This is a genomic window from Salmonella sp. NW645 (genome assembly GCF_051703725.1).
Classification (GTDB): domain Bacteria; phylum Pseudomonadota; class Gammaproteobacteria; order Enterobacterales; family Enterobacteriaceae; genus Salmonella; species Salmonella enterica.
Genome location: NZ_JAMMKR010000001.1, coordinates 486666 through 511936, shown reverse-complemented (window position 1 = coordinate 511936; position 25271 = coordinate 486666). Strand labels below are relative to the sequence as shown.

The following is a 25271-nucleotide window of genomic DNA, read 5'->3' as shown; positions in this document are numbered from 1 at the left end:
GTTTCGGCATTGCGCGTTTTGCTACATACTTAACGTCTTAGAAGAAAAGACCGAGGAAATCATTTTGGCAGGAAGTAGCTTACTGACATTACTCGACGATATCGCCACGCTGCTGGACGATATTTCGGTAATGGGCAAATTGGCCGCGAAAAAAACCGCGGGCGTACTGGGGGACGACCTGTCGCTCAATGCGCAGCAGGTGACCGGCGTTCGCGCTAATCGCGAGCTGCCAGTGGTATGGAGCGTGGCGAAAGGATCATTAATCAACAAGGTTATTCTGGTGCCGTTGGCGCTGCTGATAAGCGCATTTATCCCGTGGGCCATCACGCCTTTATTAATGTTAGGCGGCGCGTTTCTCTGCTTTGAAGGGGTAGAAAAAGTCCTGCATACCTTTGAGGCGCGAAAACACAAAGAAGACCCGGCGGAGCGGCAAAAACGTCTTGAGGCGCTGGCTGCGCAAGATCCTTTGGCCTTTGAAAAAGATAAAGTAAAAGGGGCGGTCCGTACCGATTTCATTCTTTCCGCTGAAATTGTGGCCATTACCCTGGGGATTGTCGCGCAGGCGCCGCTGCTTAATCAGGTGTTGGTGCTGGCGGGGATTGCTTTGGTTGTGACTATTGGCGTGTATGGCCTGGTGGGTATTATTGTCAAACTGGATGATATGGGGTACTGGCTGGCGGAAAAGCGTAGCGTGTTGGCGCAGGGCGTCGGTAAAGGATTACTGATTATCGCGCCCTGGTTAATGAAAGCATTATCCATTGTCGGTACGCTGGCGATGTTTCTGGTCGGCGGCGGGATTGTCGTACACGGTATTGCGCCGCTACACCATGCCATTGAACATTTTGCGCAGCAGCAGGGGGCTTTCATGGCGCATACGATCCCTGCGGGGCTGAATCTGGTGCTCGGCTTTATTATCGGCGCCATTGTGGTGGCGCTGGTGAAAGGTGTGGCGAAAATTCGCGGTGTTTCGCACTGATTTTCTACAATGAATTATGCAAAATTGCCCATCCTCGTCTAAGGTGAAAACGTTTCATCTGATACAGGAGGCAGGTATGGTCTTTTCTGTCAGTGAGGAAGTTACCGTGAAAGAGGGTGGGCCCCGGATGATCGTCACCGGTTATTCCAGCGGAATGGTAGAGTGTCGCTGGTATGATGGTTTTGGCGTAAAGCGGGAGGCATTCCATGAGAATGAGCTCGTGCCAGGCAAGGAAAGGCGCGTGCGGGACGAAGCCCGATGACAAAACGCCCGGTTAATGCCGGGCGTTTTGCTGTGGAGAAAAAGAGTCGTCGCGCTGCGACATGCTGCTACCTGGTTATGCCAGGATTGAGTGGTATCCCTTGATGAGGTCTGGCTACCGTAAGCCATCAGGGGGCGTTGTATCAATAACCAGGAGTTACCAGGGTGCCGCACGAAACACTGTTAGATAATCAAGGCTGGTTTAAAAAGCTGGCGCGGCGTTTTGGTCCCGGTCATGTCGTCAACACCTGTTTTCTGATCGTGATGCTGTTCTCGACGCTACTTACCTGGCGGGAAGTGATGATACTGAAAGACGCGTATGTCGCCAGTCAGCGCAATCATCTGGGGAGCGTCGCGAATGTCCTTGACCGCCAACTGCAATTCAACATGGACAGGTTGATCTTTTTACGCAACGGTATGCATGAAGCGCTGGTGGCGCCGCTGGCTTTTTCCGCATTGCAAAGCGCGGTGACGCAGTTTGAGCAACGACGCGTCAGACATTTCTGGCAACTGGAGCTGGATAAGCGGCGGACATTGCCGTTATATGGCGTTTCCGATCAATTTGTCGCCCGGACGACGCTTCTTTCGCGGGAGAGTCGTGACCTGGCAAATGAATTAACCGCCACGCTGGAGTTAGGGTATCTGGCGCGTCTGGCGCGCTCAGCCGCCATGCTGACGCTGGAGACGATGTATGTTTCTCGCTCAGGGTTTTACCTCTCAACTCTCCCTACGGCGTACGGTAGCGATATTGTCTCCCGTTACTATCAGTACGTGACCCAGCCCTGGTTTATCGAGCAAAGCCAACGGCGTAACCCACAGCGCGGCGTGCGGTGGTTTACCTCCGCACAGCCCTATGTTGCTGACGAGCAGAAAAAAGTGACAGCCAGTCTACCGCTGGATCACGATAATTACTGGTATGGCGTACTGGCAATGGATATTCCCGTCGCGTCATTACAGCGGTTCCTGCGCGATGCGGCCGAAAAGGATATTGAAGGGGAATATCAGCTATACGATAACCATCTCCGTTTGTTGACGGACTCCGCGCCGGAACAACAAACCGCGAATACGTTAAATGACCGTGAGCGCGCCTTACTGGCGCGTGAAATAGAAAAAGATACCCTGGGCGGGCTGCGTTTAGGAACGCATTATGTAAGCTGGGAGCGGCTGGATCATTTTGATGGCGTCCTGCTGCGCGTGCATACATTACGTGAAGGCATACAAGGGAATTTTGGCAGTATTAGTATCGCGCTGACGCTGTTATGGGTGCTTTTTACGGCGATGCTGTTGATCTCCTGGGGCGTTATTCGACATATGGTCAAAAACATGTTTGTTCTGCAAAATTCGCTGCAATGGCAGGCATGGCACGATCCGCTGACCCGGCTATATAACCGTGGCGCGCTGTTTGAAAAAGCGTCCAGGCTGGCAAAGCGCTACCGGGAAGCCCGCCAGCCATTTTCTGTGATACAGCTGGATTTAGATTATTTTAAAAGCGTTAACGATCGCTTTGGTCATCAGGCAGGCGATCGCGTGTTGTCCCATGCCGCTGGGCTCATTGGCAGCACCATTCGAGCGCACGACATCGCCGGACGGGTAGGGGGCGAAGAGTTTTGTATCGTGCTGCCCGGCGCGACGAAAGCGCAGGCGCTGCAGATTGCCGAACGCATACGCCAGCGCATTAATGACAAAGAGATTCTGGTGACGAAAAGCACGACGCTTCGTATCAGCGCGTCAATGGGGATCAGTAGCGCGGAGGAATACGGCGACTATGATTTTGAGCAGTTGCAGTCGCTGGCCGACAAACGGCTTTATTACGCCAAACAGTCCGGACGCAACCGTATTTGCGCCAGCGACGCGACTCAGGAGCGGGAAAAGAAATAGTCCATTCCTTCGCGCCAGCCATCCGGCCCTTCGTTCTGGCTACGGTAGACGCGCTGAGGATCGTCGTTACGCAAATGTACGCCCTCCCGGTTTAGCCCTTTAACGACAACCGCATAATCCATCACATCCAGTAAGGGCGCATCATTGGGGCCGTCTCCTAGCCCCAACGTCAGAGGGCGCGTGCGCCACTGCCGACGATATGCTTCTATCAGCCAGTTGGCAGCCTGATCTTTACCGGCGGAGGCGTCCAGCACATGCCAGAAACGGGCGCCATGGACAAATTGCAGTCCCAGGTCATTTAAATGGGCGACAAACTGCGCCATGCGTTCATCGCTATCGCGCCAGATCAGCGACACCGACGCTTCATGCAGACGGGTTAGGGCAGACTGTGCCCGGTTTAGGCCCGTCCATTCGCTTATCACCTGATCGTCAACGTCATCAAACGTGGTGAACTTAAACTGTTCCTTTTCACGCAATTTATGCAGGACGAGGCGGATTTCGTTGTGAGAAATACCGGCAATCAGACGGGGATAGTTGGGATGGTCTTCCCAATGAACGTCCAGTTGGATCACCGCGCCGTTTTCCGCAATTAGCGGCAGTCCCTGTAGATTTAACGTCGTCTGGAGCTGAAGCATTTCAGCCGCAGTTTTACTGCTACAGAGGATCACGGGCACGCCGCTTTCATGCAGGCGTGTAAGCCAGGGAGCCGCGGGCTGCCACTCAAAAGTGTGGCTGTTCAGCAATGTGCCGTCCAGATCGGTAAAAATCAGCAAGGGGTCATGGATTGAGAGCATTTTTTCCTCATTTTTCGTTGCAACGGCGGGCTTATTTCCAGGAAAAGTCCTAAAGCACACCCGAAAGAAGTCGAACGCTAACTGGAACCGATCCCGTCGCTTCCAGGCAGCACATGCGTTGTCACACTTTTGCTACCGAACTATTAGCGCGCTTAATCATTCATGTAAAAAATATTTACTTGTCATGCAAAAAAATTGCAGATAAGGTAAATCTCACATCAGATTTCCTGGTGTAACGAATTTTCAAGTGCTTCTTGCATAAGCAAGTTTGATCCCGACCCGTAGGGCCGGGATTTTTTTCGGCCATTTTTAACGGTTTACTTCTGTTACACTAAAATCATGAATATCCAGCTCGAATGCTTCAGCTAATTCATGCCATGTATGATATTCCCGTCCGTCTACGCTCACCCGCTCAGGATCTTCCTGGCTACGGTGAACCTCGCTTTCGCTGATTTCATTGATGGCCGCCAGTAGCGCATCTACATCGACGCTCACTTCGCGCTTGGCCGTATCACTGTACTCTTTTGCCGTTTTCATCTTCACTACCTCACGGGTTCCTGACAGCCTAAGTATAGACCGTTGAGAAAACCAGCAAACACGCCGGCAAGGCGCTGTCAGACGCAGAAAATTGTTCTACACTGGCACAAAGCGACAGGAGGAAAATGATGAAGGTGAATGATCGGGTAACCGTTAAAACGGACGGCGGTCCCCGCCGACCAGGCGTGGTACTGGCAGTGGAAGAATTTAGTGAAGGCACAATGTACCTGGTTTCGCTGGAGGATTACCCGCTCGGCATCTGGTTCTTCAATGAGTCAGGTCACCAGGATGGTATTTTTGTCGAGAAGGCGGAGCAGGACTAATTGAGCCGGACTGGAGGTACATTGCCAGTCCGGATGTCTCAGCGCATGTTAACAAAAATGCCGTTAGTGACGTTATCTGTCAGCCGCACTACGTGATAGATCACTTGTTTATTATGTGTTTTTATCTTTCTTTTTATATTCCCCTTATGGGAGGATACTGTTTTTGCTTTAATATTCATTCTGTCAGAAATCTGAATGGTTCCCTGACCTTCCATCCACATTCGCAACATGCTGGATTCAGTTCGACTTAACGATAATGTTGGTAAATTTATGGTTCCTGAAATACCCGACTCTTTTTTCAGAATATCGCCAAGAATGGTATCCAGCGAGTCAGGTTTAATCGATTTCGAGCTAATCAATAAGTTTTTTCTTACTAATAAATATTCATCAAAATGCACATTAGCAATTGCCATAAAAACAATAAATAACGTGTCAGGATGTTGATTAATGATTTGCTTTATTTGTTGACTGTCTGAAGGCGTATGAATGAAACAGTCCTCATTAATAAACACCACCGAAGGCTGATGCGCGCCACAAGCGATAGCGAGTTCGTCAACGGTTTCGATGTCGTTGATTTCCCTTTTTTTCACCCCTCTGCTGACCAGATACCCGCTTAACCCTAGCCGGGTGTAACTGCATAAATCCATAATAATCGTTGACATGGCATACCCTCACTCAATGCGTAACGATAATTCCCCTTACCTGAATAACTCACCATAATCAGACGGAACACGAATAGTCACCTTAGACAACGCTTACGCGGTTTTTCAGGCGAACTTACTATCCCGTAAAGTTACATATAATTTGCCAGGAATCATCTTAAAGTAAAGTGAATGTTGCGTTATGTGAGTGAAGTAAAAACAAATAAGGGGCAGCGGATATATCCTGGTGAATGTTTTTTAAAATTTATTTTCGGATAAACCTTAGTAAAACAGGATAAAAATTATGGGTTATTATTTATCGGCATCTCGCTAACAATATCAGCAAGCAAATTGAAAATTTCGCTGAATAAATGTTCGCAAAACGGCGCAATTAATGGCATTAGCGCGGCCATCAGCATAATGCCGACGGTGAGGGTAAGCGGGAAACCGATAACAAATATCGAGAGCTGCGGCGCCATGCGGTTTAATAGCCCCAGCGCCAGGTTGAGCGTAAGCAGGAGGGTAATGACCGGCAATGCCAGCATCAGTCCGTTTAAGAAAATGAGCCCTCCGGCCCTGGCGAGCGCCATAAATGCATTACTGTTCACCGGGTTACTACCGATGGGCAGAGTATGGAAGGTATCGACCAGCAGCGAAATAAGCCACAAATGGCCATTAAAGGTGAGAAACAGTAGCATGGCGAGCATATCCATAATACGCGCCAGAACCGGCATATTCAGGTGGCTGCCCGGGTCGACGAAGGTGGCAAAGGAAAGCCCCATTTGCAGACCGATAAACTCACCTGCGGTACGCACCGCCGCAAAGGCGAATTGCATGGTAAATCCCAGCGCAATACCGATCAGAATTTGTTGCATCGCCAGCCATAAGGCGGCAATAGAAAAAAGCGGCGTATCGTTTGCCGGTAGCGACGGCGCGATAACAAGGGTAATCATTATTCCCAACCCCAGTTTTACCCGCTTGGGAATAGCGCGCTCGCTGAGAATTGGCGCCGTTGAAATCAGCGCCAGTACGCGCAGCAAAGGCCAGAAATAGAGATGCAGCCAGTATAGCCATTGCTCGCTTGTAACCTGTATCATCGTTCTGTTTATCCGATGATATAAGGTAAATTGCTGAACAGAGTGCGTACGTAGTCCAGCAGCAGGTTGAGCATCCACGGGCCGGCAACGATAATTGCGATGAATACCGCGACGATTTTAGGGATAAACGACAGCGTCATTTCATTAATCTGAGTCGCGGCCTGTAAGATGCTGATAATGAGGCCGGTAATCAGCGCGACGAGTAACAGCGGCGCAGCCAGGGCGAGAGCGACTTTCATCGCCTCGGTGCCCATCATCATGACGGATTCAGGAGTCATTTTGCGCCTCTAACTGTAAAAGCTTTGGGCCAGCGACCCCACAAGCAATTGCCAACCATCGACCAGCACAAACAGCATCAGCTTAAACGGTAGGGCGATTGTCGCTGGCGGCACCATCATCATCCCTAACGCCATCAATACGCTGGCGATCACCAGGTCGATAATCAAAAAAGGGATGAAAATCGTAAAACCGATCTGAAACGCCGTCTTTAATTCGCTGGTGACATAAGCGGGCAGGAGGATACGCATCGGTACTGCTTCCGGTCCCTGTAACGGACCGCTATTGGCCAGACGGGCAAACAGCGCCAGATCGGCTTCGCGGGTTTGGCGCAGCATGAACGCGCGTAACGGTTGCGCGCCTTTATCCAGCGCTTCCTGCATAGAAATTTTCTGCTCGCTAAACGGCTGGTAAGCATCCACGTAAATCTTGTCAATGACGGGCGACATAATAAAAAAGGTCAAAAACAACGCCAGTCCGAGTAACACCTGGTTTGGCGGTGCCGAGGGCGTGCCCAGCGCGTTACGCAACAGGCCAAAAACAATGATGATACGCGTGAAGCTCGTCATCATCAGTAAAATCGCCGGCAGAAACGTCAGCGAGGTGATGAAAACCAGCGTCTGGACGGATAATGACCAGCTTTGGCCTCCGCCCGCTAATGGTTGGCTGATAAGCCCCGGTAGTTGCGCAGCGGCGGCGGGACTAAAAAGCCACAGACCCGCCAGAGAAAGGAATAACAAACGGCGCATCAGGATCTCCCGGAACGCTTGAGTAAGTTCTTCATCATGTTCTGGAAATCCGCCGGTGGGGCAACGGGTGCTTCCGTGTCATTCTCCGCGGGCGGGAGGGTGTGCAGCAGGTTGATCTGCGAGGCGGTCACGCCCAGTACCAGACGCGCATTTTCGACCTCGACAATCACCACGCGTTCGCGCGGGCCAAGCGAGGCGCTGGCTGACACCTTGAGTCCCCGGACGCTATTTCCTTTTGGTACGAATCCCATACGCTTAATCATCCAGGCCGCCGCCAGAATGAGCGCAATAATGCCAATTAATGCGCCGCTCACCTGCATGAGCGGCGATCCGGCTGGCGCGGTGGGCTGAGAAACCGTGGCTTCTGTCTTCATCATTAACGACTCAAACGACGCATACGCTCGGATGGCGTAATAATATCGGTGATACGTACGCCGTATTTATCCGCCACGACGACCACTTCACCCTGGGCAATCAGGTAGCCATTAATCAGGATATCCAGCGGCTCGCCCGCCAGCCCGTCCAGCGCGACGACCGACCCCTGCGTCAGACGCAACAGTTCTTTAATGGTCATTCGCGTGCGGCCCAGCTCTACGGTCAGTTTGACCGGGATATCCATAATCAGATCGATATCCTGCATAGCACCGCTGACATCGCCGCCGCCAAGCTGTTGGAAAACCGCGTCGGCGGCGCTTTTATTGGTGGTCGCTTTTTGCTCGTTTAACGCGTCAGCCCACAGATCATCCAATGCGCCAGTATTCTCATCGGACGGATTATTCATGTCACTCATTTGGGCTGTTCCTCATTCAGCGAATTCAAAATTGGGTTGATCAAATGTTCTACGCGTAGCGCATACTGTCCGTTTACGGTGCCATATTGGCTGGTGAGTACCGGAACGCCGTCCACATGAGCAATAATGCGGTCGGGTTTTTCAATCGGCAGTACATCGCCGGGTTTCAGCTTCAAAATCTGGGAAAGACGTAACGGAATATCGGCAAAATTCGCCACCAGCTCCAGTTCAGAGTGCTGAACCTGGCGCACCAGGTTATCACGCCAGTTCTGATCTTCATGGCGCGAGTTTTCCAGCGGCGGATTCACCAGCAGCTCACGCAGCGGCTCGATCATGCTAAATGGCAGACAGATGTTAAATTCACCGGTCAGATTGCCGATCTCCACATGAAACGGCGTATTGACGACGATATCGTTCGGCGAGGTGGTGATATTGGTAAATTTCACCTGCATTTCGGAACGTACATACTCCACTTCCAGCGGATTAATGGCTTTCCATGCGTCGCTATAGCCTTCCAGCGCCAGTTTCAGCATACGGTTGATGACACGCTGTTCCGTATGGGTAAACTCGCGGCCCTCGACTTTGGTCGGAAAACGGCCGTCGCCGCCGAACAGGTTATCGACGGCAATAAACACCAGACTCGGCGAGAACACCACCAGCCCGGTGCCGCGTAGCGGCTTCAGGTGGATCAGGTTCAGGTTGGTCGGTACCGGCAGGTTACGCGCAAATTCGTGATACGGCTGAATACGTATGGCGCCCACGGTAATATCCGGGCTGCGGCGCAGCAGGTTAAATAATCCCATCCGGAACTGGCGTGCGAAACGCTCGTTAATAATCTCCAGCGCCTGCAAGCGTTCACGCACGACGCGACGCTGGGTATTGGGATCGTAAGGGCGAATATCGCTATCGCTTGCGATACCGGGAGTGGGTTCGTCTTTGGTGTCGCTGTCGCCGTTCAACAGCGCATCGATTTCAGCCTGAGAAAGAATACTATCGCCCATATCGTTACCGCAGAATAAAAGCTGTATAAAGCACGTCAGTGACGACCTGTTTTGGTTGTCCGGCAACGAGCGGCGCGGCCAGCGTCTCTTTAATGGCGGCAATCAGTTTTTGTTTGCCAGCTTCTGTTGAGAGCTCGGCGGCATTCTGACGGGAAAACAACAACAGCAGACGGCTGCGCACTTCCGGCAGATATTCATTTAATCGCGCGCGCGTCGCTTCGTCTTTCAGACGCAGGGTCACGCCGATATACAACACGCGATCCGCATCGCCCAGATTGACGGTAAACGTATCCAGCGCAAAAAATACCGGCGCGGGCGGCGGAGCCGGTTCCGCTTTAGCGTTCGTGGTCGGTTGCTGCTGCATACGCCAGTAGCTATAACCGGCGGTCGCGCAGGCGGCGAGGGTAATCAACACCAGCAAAGGTATCCAAATCGAGCGTTTGCTCTTTTTGTTAATCGCGGAGTCAGTCATCTGATACGGGCTTCCTGTTTCGGTACTGCTTATTGGCTGATTATCCCGTGTCCTGTCCACGACAAAGCGTGGAAAAGACGCGGATAATCATGCTACCTCTGGCGTTAGGCGAAGATATCCACTGCGCCATTGCCGCGCGCGGCGGCCTGAAGCGAGGCCGGCGCCGCTAACGCTATGTCATCTTCAGCGCCAAACGCGTCCGGGTGTTGGGCGCGGGCAGACTGCTGTTGCGACGAAGACTGCTGCTGTCCGGCAAAGCTTTCGCTACTGATACTGCTTTGTCCCAACTGAATGCCGCTTTCCGCCAACTGAGTGCGCAACATGGGCAGGGCGGCTTCCAGCGCGGCGCGGACATGGCTGTGCGGCGATACCATCTGGAGCTGCGCCTGATTGTCATCCAGCTTGAGCGAAATATGCACCTGACCTAACTCTTCCGGATGCAATCGAAGCTGCGCGCTTTGCTGTCCCTGACGCGTAAATAACATGACCTGCTGACTGAACGTTTGCTGCCATTCATGGCTGCCTAACGGCGCGCTGAGTACCGGGGCTGAGGCGACAGGTAGCGGTTGCGGTTGCGCCGTGGCGCTGCTGAGCGTCGGCATTGCCGCGCCATGCGTTACTGGCGCGGACGGGCTATCCACCTCCACTTTCGCGCTGGTCGCGGCGGCAGCGACCACCAGCGGCGTCAGTGCTGGACCCGTGGCGCGATCGTCGCTGGCGCGCGCAAGCGACGCCTCGGTTTTCCCTTTTTCATGCTCGCTAAAAGAGAGCGTATGTGTCTCTTCCTGCGGCGCCGATGGCATGTCGCCGCGCAACAGTGACGGCAAGGCGATGTGATTTTCAGCCGGCGTCTCTCCGGCGACAGGCGTCGCGACAGGTTGTCCGGGCAGCATGGCGAATAAGGCGCTCAGACTGGCAAGATCCTCATCGCTCAGCGCGGGCGTTTTCTCATCATGCTGCGCCGTCTTACTCAGTGCGGCCAGAGCGCTGGTTTTCAACGATGGCGTTAGCGTAGACAGTAGATGCTGCGCTTGTGTCAGATCGGTAAGCGTTTCATCCGTCGCATTCGCTTTTTGCGCCAGCAGGTCGGCAAGCTTCACCGCCTGGCCCGGCTCGCCATGTCGGGTCAGTAGCTCTTTCGATAACTTGCCGCCTGCCGCCTGTAAATCGGCCAGCGTGATGCGGGCGTCTTTGCCCTGTGCGCCGTCTGCGCCTAACGCGCCCGCCAGGAGCGCCAGAAAGTCCTCGGCTGAACCGGTGGTTTTTCCTGACGTCAGACCCGCGGTCATGTCGGTATCGGTGGTGATCAGTTGGGGCAGGGTGATCATTCGGGTTTCCTCATTGCTGCACGCTGAGCAAATTCATCCATCTTTTTCTGATCCATGCGGTTTTCAGCTAACAGCGCTGCCGCGGTTTGTCGGTCCTGTAAGGTTTGCCAGGCCTGAAGTCGCTGCTTTTTCTCACGCCAGCTCTTCAGCGCCAGGTCGACTTTTTGCGTCCACTGCGTAAGCTGGAGGCGATGCTGCTCTATCGCCTTTTCCAGTGTCTGAATAAACTGCTGATAGTTGATCCAGCGATTACTGGCGATGCCGTTGCCCATATCGGTGTTCAAATTACTGCGATACTCATTCTGATAATCGATCAGCATTTTGAGCTGTTCTTCCGCCTGTTGGCAGCCGCGACGCATTTCGCCCAGTAAACGCGCCGCGTCATCTACCTCTTTTTCGGCCAGATCTTTGAGTGTTTCCAGAGCGCCATGTTGTGCCATGATCGTCGCCCTCCTGCTTTATCACACCGTCGGGAAAATTAAATCGAGCGCCTGCAGAGAGTCTTCCCAGTCGGCCCGTTCAAAAATGCCTTGCTGTAAAAACGCTTCCAGTTGCGGCCATAAGGTAATGGCTTTATCGAGCATCGGATCGCTGCCTTTGGCATAAGCGCCGACGCTGACCAGATCGCGGTTACGCTGGAAACTGGAAAGCAACTGTTTAAATAGCCGTACCCGCGCATAGTGCTGCTCGGTAATGAGCGCGGTCATCGCCCGGCTGATTGACGCCTCGATATCAATGGCCGGATAGTGCCCGGCCTCCGCCAGACGGCGGGACAAGACAATGTGCCCGTCGAGGATTGCGCGTGCCGAGTCGGCAATGGGATCTTGTTGGTCGTCCCCCTCGGTCAACACGGTATAAAACGCGGTGATAGAGCCGCCGCCATGGATACCATTACCGGCACGCTCGACCAGCGCCGGTAGCTTTGCGAACACCGAGGGCGGATAACCTTTGGTGGCTGGTGGTTCGCCGATTGCCAGCGCAATTTCACGCTGCGCCATCGCATAGCGCGTCAGCGAATCCATAATCAGCAACACATGCTGTCCGCGATCGCGAAAGTCTTCGGCGATGCGGGTGGCATAGGCGGCGCCCTGCATTCGCAGCAGCGGCGAAACATCCGCCGGGGCGGCAATCACCACCGAACGCGCGCGACCGTCGGGGCCGAGAATATTTTCGATAAAATCTTTAACTTCGCGGCCACGTTCGCCGATAAGTCCCACGACAATCACGTCCGCCCGCGTGTAGCGCGCCATCATGCCAAGCAGAACCGACTTACCGACGCCGGAACCGGCAAAGAGTCCCATACGCTGACCGCGCCCTACGGTTAACAACGCGTTGATAGCGCGTACGCCGGTATCCAGCACATGTTCGATTGGCGTTCGCTGTAGCGGGTTAAACGGCGGCGTGATTAACGCGCCGGTTTCCAGCGTATCCGGCGCAGGCAGTCCGTCGAGCGGTTTACCGCCGCCATCCAGCACCCGACCAAGCAGGGCCGGGCCGAGCGGTAACTGTTTGCCGCTTTGCAGACCGTCGCCATGCCCGTTACGGGCGTAAACGCGGGCACCGGGCAGAATGCCTTCGACCTCTTCCAGCGGCATTAAAAACAGACGCTGGCCGTTAAAACCGACGACTTCCGATTCCACCTCTTTGGTTTCAGGGCCATCCTGGCGCTCAATAATGCAGGTGGCGCCCAGCGGAAGCTGGAGACCGGTGGCCTCCAGTACCAGGCCAGTGGCGCGGGTTAAACGTCCATAACGACGCACCGCCGGCAATAACGCCATTTTTGCTTCAAAGTTGTCGAGCGCGGTAAGCCAGCGGGTCAGACGCGTGGTCATCAGAGCACTCCCGGCGCCGCCAGGCGACACAACTCTTGCCAGCGAGTAGCGACGCTGGCGTCCAGATCGCCCTCATCGGCAGAGACTTTACACCCGCCGTGATGCAACGTTGGATCGCCGCGCAACCGCCATCCGTGAAGACTGAGCGTGGCGCCCAGCATCTCTTCCACCCGCTGTAAGTCGTCCGGATGCACGCGCAACTGCGGCTTGCCGCTAAAGAGCGGCTCTTGCTGCAACAGTTGTTGGATCTGTTTAATCAGCGCCGAGTTGTCCACCGCCGGCGTTTGGCCGATGACCTGACGTGCGGCCTCCAGGGCCATTTGCATCAGCCGTGAGGCGATAACGCTATCGAGCGCGTCAAGCGTGTTCTGAAACTCGCTCACTAACTGCTGCATACGGGCATGAATCGGCGCCTGCTGCGTCTGCGCCTGGGCTTGTCCTTGCTCCAGCCCCTGCGCTAACCCTTCCTGATATCCCTGCGCGTGTCCTTTTTGCCGTCCCTCCGCCAGCCCGGCATTATAACCTTGTTCATGGGCCTGTATTTTTAGCTGCGCCAGCTCCTGCTCCAGCTGCTGTTCGGCAGTGAGTTCGGGCTCCGGCGTATCGTCTGTCAAGGTCACGTTATCAGCCTCAACCGGCACAAACGTCTCCGGCGGCGGGGCGAGATCGTCGGGGGTCCAGACTTGCCACGGCAATTCATTAGACATAGGTATCCTCGCCGCTGCCAATCACCATTTCGCCGGTTTCCGCCAGACGACGCACAATAAGCAGAATTGCTTTCTGCTCGTTTTCCACCTGAGACAGACGAACCGGGCCACGGTTGGCAAGGTCGTCGCGCAGGATATCGGCGGCGCGCTGGGACATATTGCGCAGGAACTTCTCGCGTAATGGCGGTTCGGCACCTTTCAGAGCGATCAGCAGCGATTCGGAATCCACTTCCTGCAACAGACGCTGGATACTGCGATCGTCCACATCCACCAGATTTTCGAACAGGAACATCTCGTCGATGATTTTCTGCGCCAGTTCGCCGTCGAATTCGCGCACAGCGGTAATAACCGCTTCTTCCTGCTGCGTTTTCATCAGGTTGATAATTTCCGCCGCGGTTCTTACGCCGCCCATTTTGCTGCGTTTCAGGTTCTGACCGTCGAGCAGGCCATTCAGCACTTCGGTCAACTCCGCCAGTGCCGCCGGCTGTACGCCGCCAAATGTCGCGATACGCAGCATCACATCATGACGCAGACGTTCGTCAAACAGCGCCAGAATATCGGCGGCCTGACTGCGTTTGAGGTGGACCAGAATGGTGGCGATAATCTGCGGGTGTTCATCGCGAATCAGGTCGGCGGCGCTCTGCGGTTCCATAAAGTTGAGCGTTTCGATACCGCTGGTGGTATCGCGCGTTTCCAGAATATCTTCCAGCAGGCTGGAGGCGCGTTCTTCGCCCAGCGCTTTAACCAGTACGGAGCGCAGGTATTCGTTGGCGTTAATATTCAGCGCGGCGAACTGCTCCGCTTCTTGCTCAAACTCTGATAGTACGTCCGTCAGTTGTTTGTTGGAGATCTGACGCACGTTAGCCATCGCCGTACTTAACGCCTGTACTTCGCGGGTGGAGAGGTGTTTAAACACCTCTGCCGCCCGGTCTTCGCCAATGGTCATCAACAAAATGACGCTTTTATCGGTACCGCTAAGATTACTCATGATCGTTACTCATCCACTGGCGAATGACCAGCGCCACCACGCGCGGATCGTTGTCTGACATTTCGCGAATACGCTGGCTCATCACCTCAGCGCCCAGACGCTGGTTAGCCCGGCGTTGCTGGAGCTGCTCGTCTTTGCTAAGGCGTACTTCCACGGCTTCTTCGGTTTCCTGGCGAACCTGCGCCTGTTCCTGCGCCGCTTTCGCTTCTTCAACACGGCGCGTCAACTGCGGACGTACCGCTTTGCGCCACAGAATCCAGGCCACCACCAGTACCAGCAACCAGCGACCTGCCGCGAGCAACTGATCGATAAAGGACTGCTGTTGCCAGAAGGGCAGTTCGCCGCCGGTGTTATCCACTGCGCTAAACGGTGAATTCACCACGTTTAGCGTATCGCCGCGTTTATCAGAAAAACCCATCGCTTCACGGGTTAAATCCTCGATCTGTTTCATCTGATCGGCGGTCAATGGCAGCGGTTTGCCATCTGCCAGCGTTTTGTAATTCACCACGACGGCCACGGAGAGACGCTCAATATCGCCCACATTCATTTTGGTGTGACGAATGGTGCGGTCCACTTCGTAGTTACTGGTTTCATTACGCTGTGTATTGCGCGGGCCAGCACTGTTACTGTTGGTACTGGTGCTGGTTTGTGGCGTATTCTGCGCGTTTTGTTGATTGGTCGGCGGCGTGGCGATCGGCGCCTCGTTAGGCGGCGCTGGTTGGTTCGACAGCGCGCCAGGCACGCCGCCGGGATAGCCCGCGCCTACCTGTTCGCTAATATTCAACTGACGTGAACGCAGGGTGGCCTTCGACGCATCGCCGTTCGGGCTGTAGTGCTCTTCCGTCTGTTCTTTATTGGCAAAATCCAACTGGGCGGTTACCTGAGCGTGAACATTACCGTTCCCGACGATAGGCGACAGAATGGCTTCGATACGGCGTTGGATGCGGCTTTCCACATCATTAGCAAATTTTAATTGCGCGTCATTAAGGTCGCGACCGCTGGTATTGGATTGCGTGAGCAGATGACCGGATTGATCGACCAGAGTGACGTTTCCTGGCGGCAAACCGGCGACAGCGCTGGAAACCAGATGTACCACGGCGCTAATTTGTCCTTCATCCAGCGCCCGTCCCGGTTCCAGTGTGACGGTGACGGAGGCGGAAGGGGATTTTTGTTCCCGCACAAATAGTGACGGCTTTGGCATCGCCAGGTGAACACGGGCGCTTTTTACCGGACCCAGCGTCTCGATCGTCCGGGCCAGTTCACCTTCCAGCGCGCGCTGGTAATTCACCTGCTCGCTGAACTGACTGATACCGAATTTTTCCTGATCAAGCAGTTCAAAGCCTACCGCGCCGCCTTTAGGCAGCCCCTGCTGCGCCAGACGCAGACGCAGTTCATGCACTTTGTCGGCGGGCACTTCAATCGCGCCGCTGCCATTGGCAAAGCGATAGGGGATATTCATCTGGGTCAACTGCGCGACGATCGCGCCGCCGTCCTGATCGGAAAGGTTGCTAAATAGCGTGCGGTAATCGGGCGTTTTGGCCCACAGCACCATCGCAACGACGATCGCCACGGCAGCGGAACCCGCTACAATTAACGGAATTCGGGGATTCGCGCGTAGGCGATTAAGCCACTCGAGAGGTTTAGGTTGGGTTGCAGTCGATGCAGTCGCACTCATCTCGCACCTCGTGACTGATCGTGGACGGCGTTTTTTGCAAAGTGGAACAAGACTCACTCCCGGGTCAGCAAACTCGAAAAATTGACGGTCTCATTATTTGTGGTTTCGAATTTTTCTATGCGCTAAAAACCGAGGTTTTTTATCGTTATTTAACGCCTTTATCTTATTGACAAACTGGTAATCTCTGCTGCGTAAAAAATCATCCAGGGGAATAGCATGGCAGCAATACAGGGGATTGAAGGGGTTATTAGCCAGTTACAGGCGACGGCGATGGCCGCGCGCGGGCAAGACACGCACTCGCAGTCGACGGTGAGTTTTGCCGGCCAGCTACATGCTGCGCTGGATCGTATTAGCGACAGACAAACGGCGGCGCGCGTTCAGGCAGAAAAATTCACTCTGGGTGAGCCGGGCATTGCGCTTAATGACGTAATGGCCGATATGCAAAAAGCGTCCGTCTCCATGCAAATGGGGATTCAGGTGCGCAACAAGCTGGTCGCCGCGTATCAGGAAGTCATGTCCATGCAGGTTTAAGCCAGAGCTGACAACACATCCGCAGCGAACTCCCGGGCGCTTACCTACGTCAGCGGCGGGGGACGCGACGCCCATGCAACCAGTGCGTGATTATGTGGGCTTGTTTTTGCGAGGCGCGCTCATTTTATTGATAAGCGGGTTGCACATTGTTGCAGGGACTTATTAAAAATAGGGTACGCCTGTTTACTGACGCCATTCATTCCTACTATTCGTTCTGACGCTATTGTCATTGAGTTTGCAATCCAGAATGTTCCTGCAATATATGCGCCGTTGCGATAATACACGGTAAATTCTTTATTAATGCCTGGAATATCTGTTTCATGGAGATCCAGTATATACCCATACGGGGACAGATTATCAGCGAGACAGCGGGCAATGGCGCTCGGATGTGCATTGACCACTGTGACGGGTGAGTAACGGGCAGCGGCAAGACAGACGACTCCAATAATGGAGATGAAAATAAATTTTATCATTTTTTTGGCTTCTGCTGTGCATAAATAAATCATCACCTGATAATGTCAGTGAGTAAAAATATAAATACCTGATAGTCTTTTATGACGTAGAGGGAAAATAATAATTGTTTTATGTTTTGCTTAAAATAACCCTGGGTTTTTCATCGGCTCAGACAAAATTAAAACGGTATACGTTATATAATAGATTTATGCCACGGCGCACAAGACGACCTTGTCTGATTTCTTTTATGCGTTGTAGATTTTTGCCGGTTATGCCGTAAAAAGGTCTCCCGCCGTAACGTACAGCGGGAGTATGCGTTTATTTTTGAATCAGATAACGAATTGTCGGGCCATCCTGCTGGATATCCAGCACCGTATAGCCGTGATTGCGCGCATCCAGTGGAATATTATTAATGGACTGCGGACAGTCGCTCACCACCTCCAGGATCTCCCCTTTTTTTAGCTGCGGCATCGCTTCCAGAGTGGCGACCGCCGGGTACGGACAAGGTTCGCCAACCATATCCAGACGGTAATCAGGGACGATATTTTTCATACAGATTCCTTAGCAGGCGTCAGCCCCGCACGGCGGAAAAAACGTTTTTCCCAGCCGATAATTAACATCAGCGCGGCAAATAATAACAGGTAGGTGACCAGCAGACCGCCCAGCGGACCAAAGGTATTCAGCAGGTTAACTTTATCCCAACTGGTCGCCAGCGCGGGCGCGAAATCATCCCAGTAGTAAGCCAGGATGGTCGAACCGATGACATTGCCGAGGCCCACCCACCAGTAATGCACCTGGCCTTCTACGGCGCGGTACATCCAGCCGGTTTCGCAGCCGCCCGCCAGCACGATGCCAAAACCGAACAGCAGTCCGCCAATGACCGCATTCGGGCCAGCCCACATAATTTTAGGTGCAACGCCCAACTGCACGTAGCTGAAAATACCAATGGCGCTGACCGCCATGCCGAAAATAATCGCTTTCGCCATATGGGCGCGTCCGGAGATCCACAGGTCGCGAAAGGCCGAGGTAAAGCAGATTTGCGCGCGCTCGATCAGCAGCCCAAACCCGACGCCGAACAGCATCGCCAGCCCCAGTTTCGGCTGATGCATTGCCGTTAATAACGCCCAGCCAATCATGCCGATAAAGACCAGCATACCGAGCCTGAAACGCCGTCTTGCCTGATCCGGTTTCTGCGTCAGTGGTGAAGCCGCGGAGACCTTCTGCATTTTCACCGGTATGCGAAATATCGGCAGCAACGTAAAGCGGGCGCCGAACCAGGAGCCGATAGCGGTCGCCAGCGCAAAGAACCACGCGTGTAGGGAGAACTGCGGGATCCCGGTAAAAAAGGCGGCCAGGTTACACCCCATCGCCAGACGCGCGCCGAAGCCAGCGATCATGCCTCCGACCACCGCCTGTACGATACGGATTCGGCTGCGCGGCATACGCAGTTTTACGTTGTTGGCCCACAGCGCGGCGGCGAAACAGCCGCCGAACATGCCGAGGATCATCATGCCGTCGATACGCGTCAGCGGCGTACCTTCCAGATGAATCAGCTTGTAGTAGCCCCACTGTTCGGCATGAACGCCAAAAAGCTGCAAAATTTGCCCGCCCCAGCGGGTAAATTCGCCCGTCACGGCCCAGAACGTGCCGGTGATGCCAAAATAGTAGGTAGAGAGAATACCGGCTGCGATCACCGCAGGGGCCGGCGCCCAGAATTTAATTAACCAGGTTTGCTTGAAGTGTTGCCATGACATGTGTTTAGCCTCTGAACTCAGAAGGTGTGAAACAAGAAGTGCGCATACTACACCGATCACAGAATTTGCCTACACCTAATAAGCGGTAATACCGACTGGATCAAATTGCGGTCAGCGCCTGGAAAGGCTGGCGGCGTCAGGGCTTTAATGCCACAATTCCTCTTTCTTCTGATGCAGGATGAATGATGAAAAAAGTAGCGATCGTTGGCGCATTGCTGGTTCTGGCCGGATGCGCCGAGGTGGAAAACTATAATGATGTGGTGAAAACGCCCGCGCCGGCCGGTCTGGAAGGGTACTGGCAGTCAAAAGGCCCGCAACGTAAGCTGGTGAGCCCTGAAGCTATCGCCAGCCTGGTGGTGACTAAAGAAGGCGATACGCTGGACTGCCGCCAGTGGCAGCGCGTTATTGCTCTGCCGGGCAAGCTGACCATGCTCTCCGATGACTTAACCAATGTTACGGTTAAGCGTGAGCTCTATGAAATTGAGCGCGACGGGAATACTCTGGAATATGATGGCATGACGCTGCAACGGGTCGCTCGTCCGACGCCGGAGTGTGCCGCCGCGTTAGAAAAAACGCCGCTGCCGACGCCGCTGCCGTAATTTCGCTTCCCGGCAGCGCTCTGCCGCCGGGAACGCTCATCACACGTCCTCAATGACCCACACGCTGACGCTGCCTGCGTTGCAGAAGAACGTCGCTTCGCCTTGATCATTAGTTACAACATGCTCATTGCGGTTTCCCAGAAAATCACGCCAGGTCTTGTTAGCGTAATTGTCGCCGAGCAGGAGGGTTTTTTCACCGTCGTCGCCATTGGAAAGTACAACCACACAGCCCGAATTCTCTTCAGTACCGCTGCGACTAAAGGCGATACAGTTAGGATGATCGAAAAAGAGTGTTTGTATACCGTGCGCAAAACGCTGACGAGCGAGGATCAGCCGATCCAGTTGGTTAATCACCGGCATGTCGACCCGACAGGTCTCGCCATTTTCGCCGCTATCCTCATAGCTGGCGCCGTATAAATCGGGATAAAACACCGACGGCACGCCGTTTTCACGAAGCAGGATCAGCGCATAGGCCAATGGTTTGAACCAGGGTTCTACCGGCGCTTCCAGCGCCTGTAACGGTTGTGTATCGTGGTTAGCGACCAGCGTCACCGCATGAAAAGGGTCGGCTTCTACCAGCGTGCCGGTGAAAATGTGGCGCATGTCATACTCCGCGCCCTGGCGCGAGGCTTCATGAAATTTCATCTGCAACGGCGCGTCGAACAGCATGGTTTTCCCGTCGACCTGATCGATGTACGTTTGCAGTTTATCTACTTCATGCGACCAGTATTCTGCGACAATAAACAGCGGTTTTGGTGCAACCGCCTGTACATGCTCAATCCATTCTTTATAAAACCAGGCGGGTATATGTTTTACCGCGTCCAGGCGAAAGCCGTCACAATGGGTTTGTTCCATGACCCAACGAGCCCAATATTTAATCTCCTCCGTAACCGCGTGATTGCGAAAATCGATATTTTCACCCATCAGATAGTCGAAATTACCCATCTCATCATCAACCTGATCGTTCCAGCCATCGCCGGTATAGTCATTGACGATCTTAAAAATGCCGTCTTCGTCGAGGTTCTCGATGTGATCAATGCCGCTGAAACAGTGATAGTCCCAAATAAAGTTGGAATACTGGCCCGCGCGGGCAGGGAAGGTGTAGCGCGTCCAGCCTTCGCATTCAATGATGTTGTCATCGATTTGCGTGCGGTCATCCTGATTCACGCGCTGAACGCGAATACGTTCTTTTTCGTCTGCGCCCATTTTGTGGTTCACGACGACGTCGAGCAGCACCGCAATATTATTTTTTTTGAGCGCGTCTATCGCCGTCAGTAACTGGCGTTTATCGCCGTACTTTGTCGCGATAGTTCCTTTTTGGTCAAATTCGCCGAGATCAAACAGGTCGTAGGTATCATAGCCTACGGAATAGCCGCCGGAGGCGCCTTTACAGGCGGGCGGTAGCCAGACCATATTGATACCGATATCATTCAGCCCATCAGCACGTTCCGCCAGCTCAGACCAGAGTTTACCGCCGTCGGGATAATACCAGTGGAAGTACTGCAATAACGTGGGGTTTTTCATCTTCCGTGCTCCAGAAGTCGTTTAGCCGACCTCTGGAGTATGGAAGAATTTTCATACGAGACGGGAAAATATTATGAGGCGCCAGGCGCGTCTGGCACGAGTAACATACCGGAAAGACGGCCATACGCGTTGTTGAGTGATTTTTGGCGGGTGGATTGTCCGATCAAACTACTGAGTTCATCCAGTCGCTGTTGCAGCAGCCCTTTCAGGAGCTGCTCATTATCCAGCGTTTGTTTGATGTATCCGGCGACCATATCCTGAATACTTCGCGTAATACCCGGTGGAGTTTGCTTTTCCATCACCGTTTCAATACTTTGCAGATAGGAGACCTCTTGTTGCAGTAAGAGATCCCATTCACCTCGCTGCGCAAGTTCAAGCAGCGATTGACTGAGCAGCGCAATACGCTGCCAACGGTTGATAAACTCCACGGTTGAGGTCATTAACGAGACTCCTGGAAAGATGCTTTCGGTGAAATCTGTTTCCAGGCTTCTGCAATATTGCTGAGTAACCCTTCCACTTCTTCGATGGCCTGAGCGTCGTTACGCAAATTAGCCTGCAGTAAACGGCGAATCATATAGTCGTATAGCTCGGAAAGATTCGTCGCAATCTCACCGCCTTTTTCCTGATCGAGGCCGGCTTTCAGCCCGTTATCGATAATATTGATGGCTTTGCTTAACGCTTCACCTTTCGCGACAACATCGCCTTGTTCTAAAAACAGGCGAGCGCGCACCAGAGCGCTATTCGCGCCATCAAACAACATTTCAATCAACTGATGCGGGCTGGCGCTCATCACGGCGCTTTCCACGCTGACTTGCGCATAAGCTTTGATACCGCTCGCGGTGTACATGGTGACCTCTGTTATCAGGACTTGTTCATAGCTGTAAATTGCTGGGTCAAATAACTACTGGTGTTATTCAGTTTACTCATCATGGTATCCAGTTGGGTAAACTGGGCCTTGTAACGGGCAACGGTTTCATCGATGCTATTGCTAACGGACAGGTACTGTTTCGTCAGGCTTTTCAGCGTGGCGTTAACGTTGTCCTGCGCATTATCAATAATGCCGTCATCCGCCAGATAACTTTTCACTTCGGTGGCAATTTTGGTGGTGATCCCCGTTTCTTTACCATCGCCCACCAGCAGCTCACGCGCTGCGGCTGTATTATCTTTCAGTACTTTGGTCAGCTTATCATCATCAATCTTCAGTTTGCCGGAAGTCCCATCCTGGGTGATGCCAATTTCCGCCATTGTTTTGAACGCAGAATTACTGCCGCTATTGGCAAATTGTGCCCGAATCCCGGTCTGGATAGTACGAACCACACTATCGCCTAACAGCGCGCCGTTTTTATCGCTGGCTTCTTCGCCCGGCTCAACGGCGGTATATTTGGTTAACGAGCTAAAGGTATCCACCAGCGAGTTATAGGCATCCACCCAGGATTTAATCGCCTCTTTCGCCTTGGTATCATCTTTCGTTACCGTCACGGTCGCGTCGGTCACTTTCTTCGTCAGGGTGAGCGTAATTCCCTGAGGGGCGTCGGTTACGGTATTGCTCTGACGTTCAATGTCGATGCCGTTTACGTTCAGCTTCGCGTTTTCTGCTTTCACCAGCTCTTGCATATTGCCGGTATTGGTGGTGCTGTCATAAGCGAGTAGATCGTTAAGTTTTGTATCGCCTTCCACCGTGATCTTCATCGTATTGTCGGTACCGCTATTGGCGGTAAGCACCAACTGGAATTCGTTCTCTTTGACCTTAACGATACTGGCGGCGATACCGCTGTCGGCGTCATTGATGGCGTCACGGATCGCCTCCATGGAGGTGTCGCCTTTATCCAGCTTAATTTCCAGCGGCTCTTTACGTCCCGGCTGTTCAATTTTAATTGTCCGGGACGTGACCGACGTATCGCCCAACTGCTCTTTGGTGGTCGCGAAGGTGGTTTTTGTCGCCAGCGACTGTGCGGCGGCAAGCTGGGTTACGTTAATCTTATAAGTCCCTGCGGCAGCGCCAGCGGTAGTACTGACTTTGAGATCTTCAGTGGTGCTGGACGCCACGGTAGACTTAAATAAATCCGCTTTATTTAACGCGGTATTTGCCGTCTGGAATTTTTCTAATGCGCTTTTCAATGTGCCATAGGCGGTTAGCTTTGCCGAATTCGCGCTCTGCTGTTTGGTAATTGGCGTTAAGCGTCCTTTTTCGTTCTTTGTCAGGTCTGTCAACAACTGGTCTAACGGTAAGTTTGATCCCACACCTAATGATGAAATTGAAGCCATGCCTTCTTCCTTTTTGATTGCAAACAGTAGTTAAGCGCGTTATCGGCAATCTGGAGGCAAAGTTTAATGATAATTTTGCAAAAATAATGCGCGGAATAATGATGCATAAAGCGGCTATTTCGCCGCCTAAGAAAAAGATCGGGGGAAGTGAAAAATTTTCTAAAGTTCGAAATTCAGGTGCCGATACAAGGGTTACGGTGAGAAACCGTGGGCAACAGCCCAATAACATCAAGTTGTAATTGATAAGGAAAAGATCATGGCACAAGTCATTAATACAAACAGCCTGTCGCTGTTGACCCAGAATAACCTGAACAAATCCCAGTCCGCTCTGGGCACCGCTATCGAGCGTCTGTCTTCCGGTCTGCGTATCAACAGCGCGAAAGACGATGCGGCAGGACAGGCAATTGCTAACCGTTTTACCGCGAACATTAAAGGTCTGACTCAGGCTTCCCGTAACGCTAACGACGGTATCTCCATTGCGCAGACCACTGAAGGCGCGCTGAACGAAATCAACAACAACCTGCAGCGTGTGCGTGAACTGGCGGTTCAGTCTGCTAACAGCACCAACTCCCAGTCTGACCTCGACTCCATCCAGGCTGAAATCACCCAGCGCCTGAACGAAATCGACCGTGTATCCGGCCAGACTCAGTTCAACGGCGTGAAAGTCCTGGCGCAGGACAACACCCTGACCATCCAGGTTGGTGCCAACGACGGTGAAACTATCGATATCGATCTGAAGCAGATCAACTCTCAGACCCTGGGTCTGGATACGCTGAATGTGCAGAAAAAATATGATGTTGATAACACGGCTGTCACGAACCCTAATTATGTTGATGGTGCAGCGTTAAGCACTACGATGCCTACTGCGGCTGAGATTAAAACGGCTATTGGCACTGGTGCGGGAACTCCGGCAGTTAAAGGTAATGAAGTTCAATTTGATAAGAGCACTGGGAAGTATTACGTTGAAATTGAAGGATATTCAGCTCCTGATGCAGCTAAAAACGGCATTTATGAAGCCAAAGTTGCTGATGATGGCACAATATCTTTGGAGACTGGGACCAAAAAAATTGGCACCGCAATGCCTGCTGGTGCTGAAGTTATTACTCACGTGCAGAAAAAAGATCAACCAGTTGTTGTTGATGCCAGCGTTAAAGATGCTCTAAAAGCTGGTGGGGTAGATGATGCAGTTGCAGATACCGCGCAATTAGTCAAAATGTCTTACACTGATAAGAATGGTAAAACAATTGAAGGCGGTTATGCGCTTAAAGCTGGCGATAAGTATTACGCCGCAGATTACGATGAAGCGACAGGAGCAATTAAAGCTAAAACCACAAGTTATACTGCTGCTGACGGCACTACCAAAACAGCGGCTAACCAACTGGGTGGCGTAGACGGCAAAACCGAAGTTGTTACTATCGATGGTAAAACCTATAATGCCAGCAAAGCTGAAGGTCACAACTTTAAAGCACAGCCTGAACTGGCGGAAGCAGCCGCTAAAACCACCGAAAACCCGCTGGCTAAAATTGATGCCGCGCTGGCGCAGGTTGATGCGCTGCGTTCTGACCTGGGTGCGGTACAGAACCGTTTCAACTCCGCTATCACCAACCTGGGCAATACCGTAAATAACCTGTCTTCTGCCCGTAGCCGTATCGAAGATTCCGACTACGCGACCGAAGTCTCCAACATGTCTCGCGCGCAGATTCTGCAGCAGGCCGGTACTTCCGTTCTGGCGCAGGCTAACCAGGTTCCGCAAAACGTCCTCTCTTTACTGCGTTAATCCGGCGATTGATTCACCGACACGTGGTACACAATCAAGGCAG

At 53.0% G+C, this 25271-nt stretch carries 31 protein-coding genes; 8 read left to right on the top strand and 23 right to left on the bottom strand.

Translation table 11 applies throughout. The annotated features are described in order from the left end of the window. Nucleotides 1-58 precede the first annotated feature (58 nt). From NA389_RS02655 to dgcQ, 3 genes are all read left to right on the top strand, one after another. A complete protein-coding gene (locus tag NA389_RS02655; RefSeq protein ID WP_085920526.1) occupies nt 59-976 on the top strand; it encodes a DUF808 domain-containing protein in 918 nt (305 codons plus the stop codon). 76 nt (nt 977-1052) lie between these two features. Next, a complete protein-coding gene (locus NA389_RS02650; RefSeq protein WP_000232161.1) occupies nt 1053-1238 on the top strand; it encodes a YodC family protein in 186 nt (61 codons plus the stop codon). 164 nt (nt 1239-1402) lie between these two features. Then, complete coding sequence (gene dgcQ, locus NA389_RS02645; protein WP_001119818.1) at nt 1403-3115, top strand: cellulose biosynthesis regulator diguanylate cyclase DgcQ; 1713 nt, start codon at nt 1403-1405, stop codon at nt 3113-3115. Here the strand turns inward: dgcQ and NA389_RS02640 are convergent. Together NA389_RS02640 and yodD are read right to left on the bottom strand one after the other, a co-directional pair. Continuing rightward, nucleotides 3094-3909: a mannosyl-3-phosphoglycerate phosphatase-related protein gene (locus NA389_RS02640; RefSeq protein WP_000948788.1), complete on the bottom strand. Its 816-nt coding sequence runs from the start codon at nt 3907-3909 to the stop codon at nt 3094-3096. The two genes, dgcQ and NA389_RS02640, sit on opposite strands and share 22 nt — an antisense overlap. Nucleotides 3910-4218: 309 nt before the next feature. Next, on the bottom strand, nt 4219-4446 hold the full coding sequence (yodD, locus tag NA389_RS02635) for a YodD family peroxide/acid resistance protein (protein WP_000844798.1): 228 nt from the start codon (nt 4444-4446) through the stop codon (nt 4219-4221). A gap of 128 nt (nt 4447-4574) precedes the next feature. On the opposite strand from yodD, the gene dsrB reads away from it, so the two are divergent. Next, entirely contained in the window at nt 4575-4769 is a 195-nt protein-coding gene (gene dsrB, locus NA389_RS02630; protein WP_000867218.1) for a protein DsrB, read from the top strand. Between the two features lie 38 nt (nt 4770-4807). Here the strand turns inward: dsrB and rcsA are convergent, their stop codons facing one another. The 14 genes from rcsA to fliF form a co-directional block, all read right to left on the bottom strand. Beyond that, complete coding sequence (rcsA, locus tag NA389_RS02625) at nt 4808-5431, bottom strand: transcriptional regulator RcsA (protein ID WP_000103971.1); 624 nt, start codon at nt 5429-5431, stop codon at nt 4808-4810. A 281-nt stretch (nt 5432-5712) separates the two neighbouring features. Then, nucleotides 5713-6507: a flagellar biosynthetic protein FliR gene (gene fliR / locus NA389_RS02620; protein ID WP_000616953.1), complete on the bottom strand. Its 795-nt coding sequence runs from the start codon at nt 6505-6507 to the stop codon at nt 5713-5715. Between the two features lie 8 nt (nt 6508-6515). After that, a complete protein-coding gene (gene fliQ / locus NA389_RS02615) occupies nt 6516-6785 on the bottom strand; it encodes a flagellar biosynthesis protein FliQ (protein ID WP_000187355.1) in 270 nt (89 codons plus the stop codon). 9 nt (nt 6786-6794) lie between these two features. Then, a complete protein-coding gene (fliP, locus tag NA389_RS02610) occupies nt 6795-7532 on the bottom strand; it encodes a flagellar type III secretion system pore protein FliP (protein ID WP_001253411.1) in 738 nt (245 codons plus the stop codon). After that, a complete protein-coding gene (gene fliO / locus NA389_RS02605; protein ID WP_000978275.1) occupies nt 7532-7909 on the bottom strand; it encodes a flagellar biosynthetic protein FliO in 378 nt (125 codons plus the stop codon). Before fliO ends, fliP begins: the two co-directional genes overlap by 1 nt. Continuing rightward, nucleotides 7909-8322 carry a flagellar motor switch protein FliN gene (fliN, locus tag NA389_RS02600; RefSeq protein ID WP_001282111.1) on the bottom strand — a complete coding sequence of 138 codons (414 nt, stop codon included), beginning with the start codon at nt 8320-8322 and terminating at the stop codon, nt 7909-7911. The genes fliO and fliN overlap by 1 nt, the downstream gene beginning before the upstream one ends. Further along, nucleotides 8319-9323 (bottom strand): flagellar motor switch protein FliM, encoded by a 1005-nt coding sequence (fliM, locus tag NA389_RS02595; protein WP_000502811.1) that lies wholly within the window; start codon nt 9321-9323, stop codon nt 8319-8321. The genes fliN and fliM overlap by 4 nt, the downstream gene beginning before the upstream one ends. Before the next feature lie 4 nt (nt 9324-9327). After that, nucleotides 9328-9795, bottom strand: coding sequence for a flagellar basal body-associated protein FliL (gene fliL, locus NA389_RS02590; protein ID WP_000132169.1), 468 nt, complete (start codon nt 9793-9795; stop codon nt 9328-9330). A gap of 104 nt (nt 9796-9899) precedes the next feature. Beyond that, on the bottom strand, nt 9900-11123 hold the full coding sequence (gene fliK, locus NA389_RS02585; protein ID WP_000631685.1) for a flagellar hook length control protein FliK: 1224 nt from the start codon (nt 11121-11123) through the stop codon (nt 9900-9902). Continuing rightward, a complete protein-coding gene (gene fliJ, locus NA389_RS02580) occupies nt 11120-11563 on the bottom strand; it encodes a flagellar export protein FliJ (RefSeq protein WP_000046981.1) in 444 nt (147 codons plus the stop codon). Before fliJ ends, fliK begins: the two co-directional genes overlap by 4 nt. Nucleotides 11564-11584: 21 nt before the next feature. Continuing rightward, a complete protein-coding gene (gene fliI, locus NA389_RS02575) occupies nt 11585-12955 on the bottom strand; it encodes a flagellar protein export ATPase FliI (protein ID WP_000213257.1) in 1371 nt (456 codons plus the stop codon). Next, complete coding sequence (gene fliH, locus NA389_RS02570; protein ID WP_000064158.1) at nt 12955-13662, bottom strand: flagellar assembly protein FliH; 708 nt, start codon at nt 13660-13662, stop codon at nt 12955-12957. The genes fliI and fliH overlap by 1 nt, the downstream gene beginning before the upstream one ends. Beyond that, nucleotides 13655-14650 carry a flagellar motor switch protein FliG gene (gene fliG / locus NA389_RS02565; RefSeq protein WP_000067735.1) on the bottom strand — a complete coding sequence of 332 codons (996 nt, stop codon included), beginning with the start codon at nt 14648-14650 and terminating at the stop codon, nt 13655-13657. The genes fliH and fliG overlap by 8 nt, the downstream gene beginning before the upstream one ends. After that, nucleotides 14643-16325 carry a flagellar basal-body MS-ring/collar protein FliF gene (gene fliF / locus NA389_RS02560; RefSeq protein ID WP_001276832.1) on the bottom strand — a complete coding sequence of 561 codons (1683 nt, stop codon included), beginning with the start codon at nt 16323-16325 and terminating at the stop codon, nt 14643-14645. The genes fliG and fliF overlap by 8 nt, the downstream gene beginning before the upstream one ends. A gap of 216 nt (nt 16326-16541) precedes the next feature. On the opposite strand from fliF, the gene fliE reads away from it, so the two are divergent. Then, nucleotides 16542-16856, top strand: a complete 315-nt coding sequence (gene fliE / locus NA389_RS02555; protein ID WP_000719037.1) for a flagellar hook-basal body complex protein FliE — start codon at nt 16542-16544, stop codon at nt 16854-16856. Nucleotides 16857-16975: 119 nt separating this feature from the next. Here fliE and NA389_RS02550 read toward each other — a convergent pair whose 3' ends face one another. From NA389_RS02550 to yedE, 3 genes are all read right to left on the bottom strand, one after another. Next, nucleotides 16976-17362, bottom strand: a complete 387-nt coding sequence (locus NA389_RS02550; protein WP_000639595.1) for a hypothetical protein — start codon at nt 17360-17362, stop codon at nt 16976-16978. A gap of 265 nt (nt 17363-17627) precedes the next feature. Beyond that, nucleotides 17628-17861 (bottom strand): sulfurtransferase-like selenium metabolism protein YedF, encoded by a 234-nt coding sequence (gene yedF, locus NA389_RS02545; protein ID WP_000790504.1) that lies wholly within the window; start codon nt 17859-17861, stop codon nt 17628-17630. After that, a complete protein-coding gene (gene yedE, locus NA389_RS02540) occupies nt 17858-19063 on the bottom strand; it encodes a selenium metabolism membrane protein YedE/FdhT (RefSeq protein ID WP_001531105.1) in 1206 nt (401 codons plus the stop codon). Before yedE ends, yedF begins: the two co-directional genes overlap by 4 nt. Before the next feature lie 185 nt (nt 19064-19248). Here yedE and yedD point away from each other — a divergent pair, with 185 nt between their 5' ends. Beyond that, nucleotides 19249-19662: a lipoprotein YedD gene (gene yedD, locus NA389_RS02535; protein WP_000754694.1), complete on the top strand. Its 414-nt coding sequence runs from the start codon at nt 19249-19251 to the stop codon at nt 19660-19662. A gap of 39 nt (nt 19663-19701) precedes the next feature. Here yedD and amyA read toward each other — a convergent pair whose 3' ends face one another. From amyA to fliD, 4 genes are all read right to left on the bottom strand, one after another. Then, the gene (gene amyA, locus NA389_RS02530) at nt 19702-21186 is read right to left on the bottom strand and encodes an alpha-amylase (protein WP_000795476.1); all 1485 of its coding nucleotides are present in this window, start codon (nt 21184-21186) and stop codon (nt 19702-19704) included. 71 nt (nt 21187-21257) lie between these two features. Continuing rightward, a complete protein-coding gene (gene fliT / locus NA389_RS02525) occupies nt 21258-21626 on the bottom strand; it encodes a flagella biosynthesis regulatory protein FliT (RefSeq protein WP_000204899.1) in 369 nt (122 codons plus the stop codon). Further along, the gene (fliS, locus tag NA389_RS02520; RefSeq protein ID WP_000287764.1) at nt 21626-22033 is read right to left on the bottom strand and encodes a flagellar export chaperone FliS; all 408 of its coding nucleotides are present in this window, start codon (nt 22031-22033) and stop codon (nt 21626-21628) included. The genes fliT and fliS overlap by 1 nt, the downstream gene beginning before the upstream one ends. Nucleotides 22034-22047: 14 nt before the next feature. Continuing rightward, nucleotides 22048-23451 (bottom strand): flagellar filament capping protein FliD, encoded by a 1404-nt coding sequence (gene fliD, locus NA389_RS02515; RefSeq protein WP_000146802.1) that lies wholly within the window; start codon nt 23449-23451, stop codon nt 22048-22050. A gap of 17 nt (nt 23452-23468) precedes the next feature. On the opposite strand from fliD, the gene NA389_RS02510 reads away from it, so the two are divergent. Together NA389_RS02510 and NA389_RS02505 are read left to right on the top strand one after the other, a co-directional pair. Then, on the top strand, nt 23469-23690 hold the full coding sequence (locus NA389_RS02510) for a hypothetical protein (protein WP_001195395.1): 222 nt from the start codon (nt 23469-23471) through the stop codon (nt 23688-23690). A 17-nt stretch (nt 23691-23707) separates the two neighbouring features. After that, on the top strand, nt 23708-25228 hold the full coding sequence (locus NA389_RS02505; protein WP_000079800.1) for a FliC/FljB family flagellin: 1521 nt from the start codon (nt 23708-23710) through the stop codon (nt 25226-25228). Nucleotides 25229-25271: the final 43 nt, after the last annotated feature.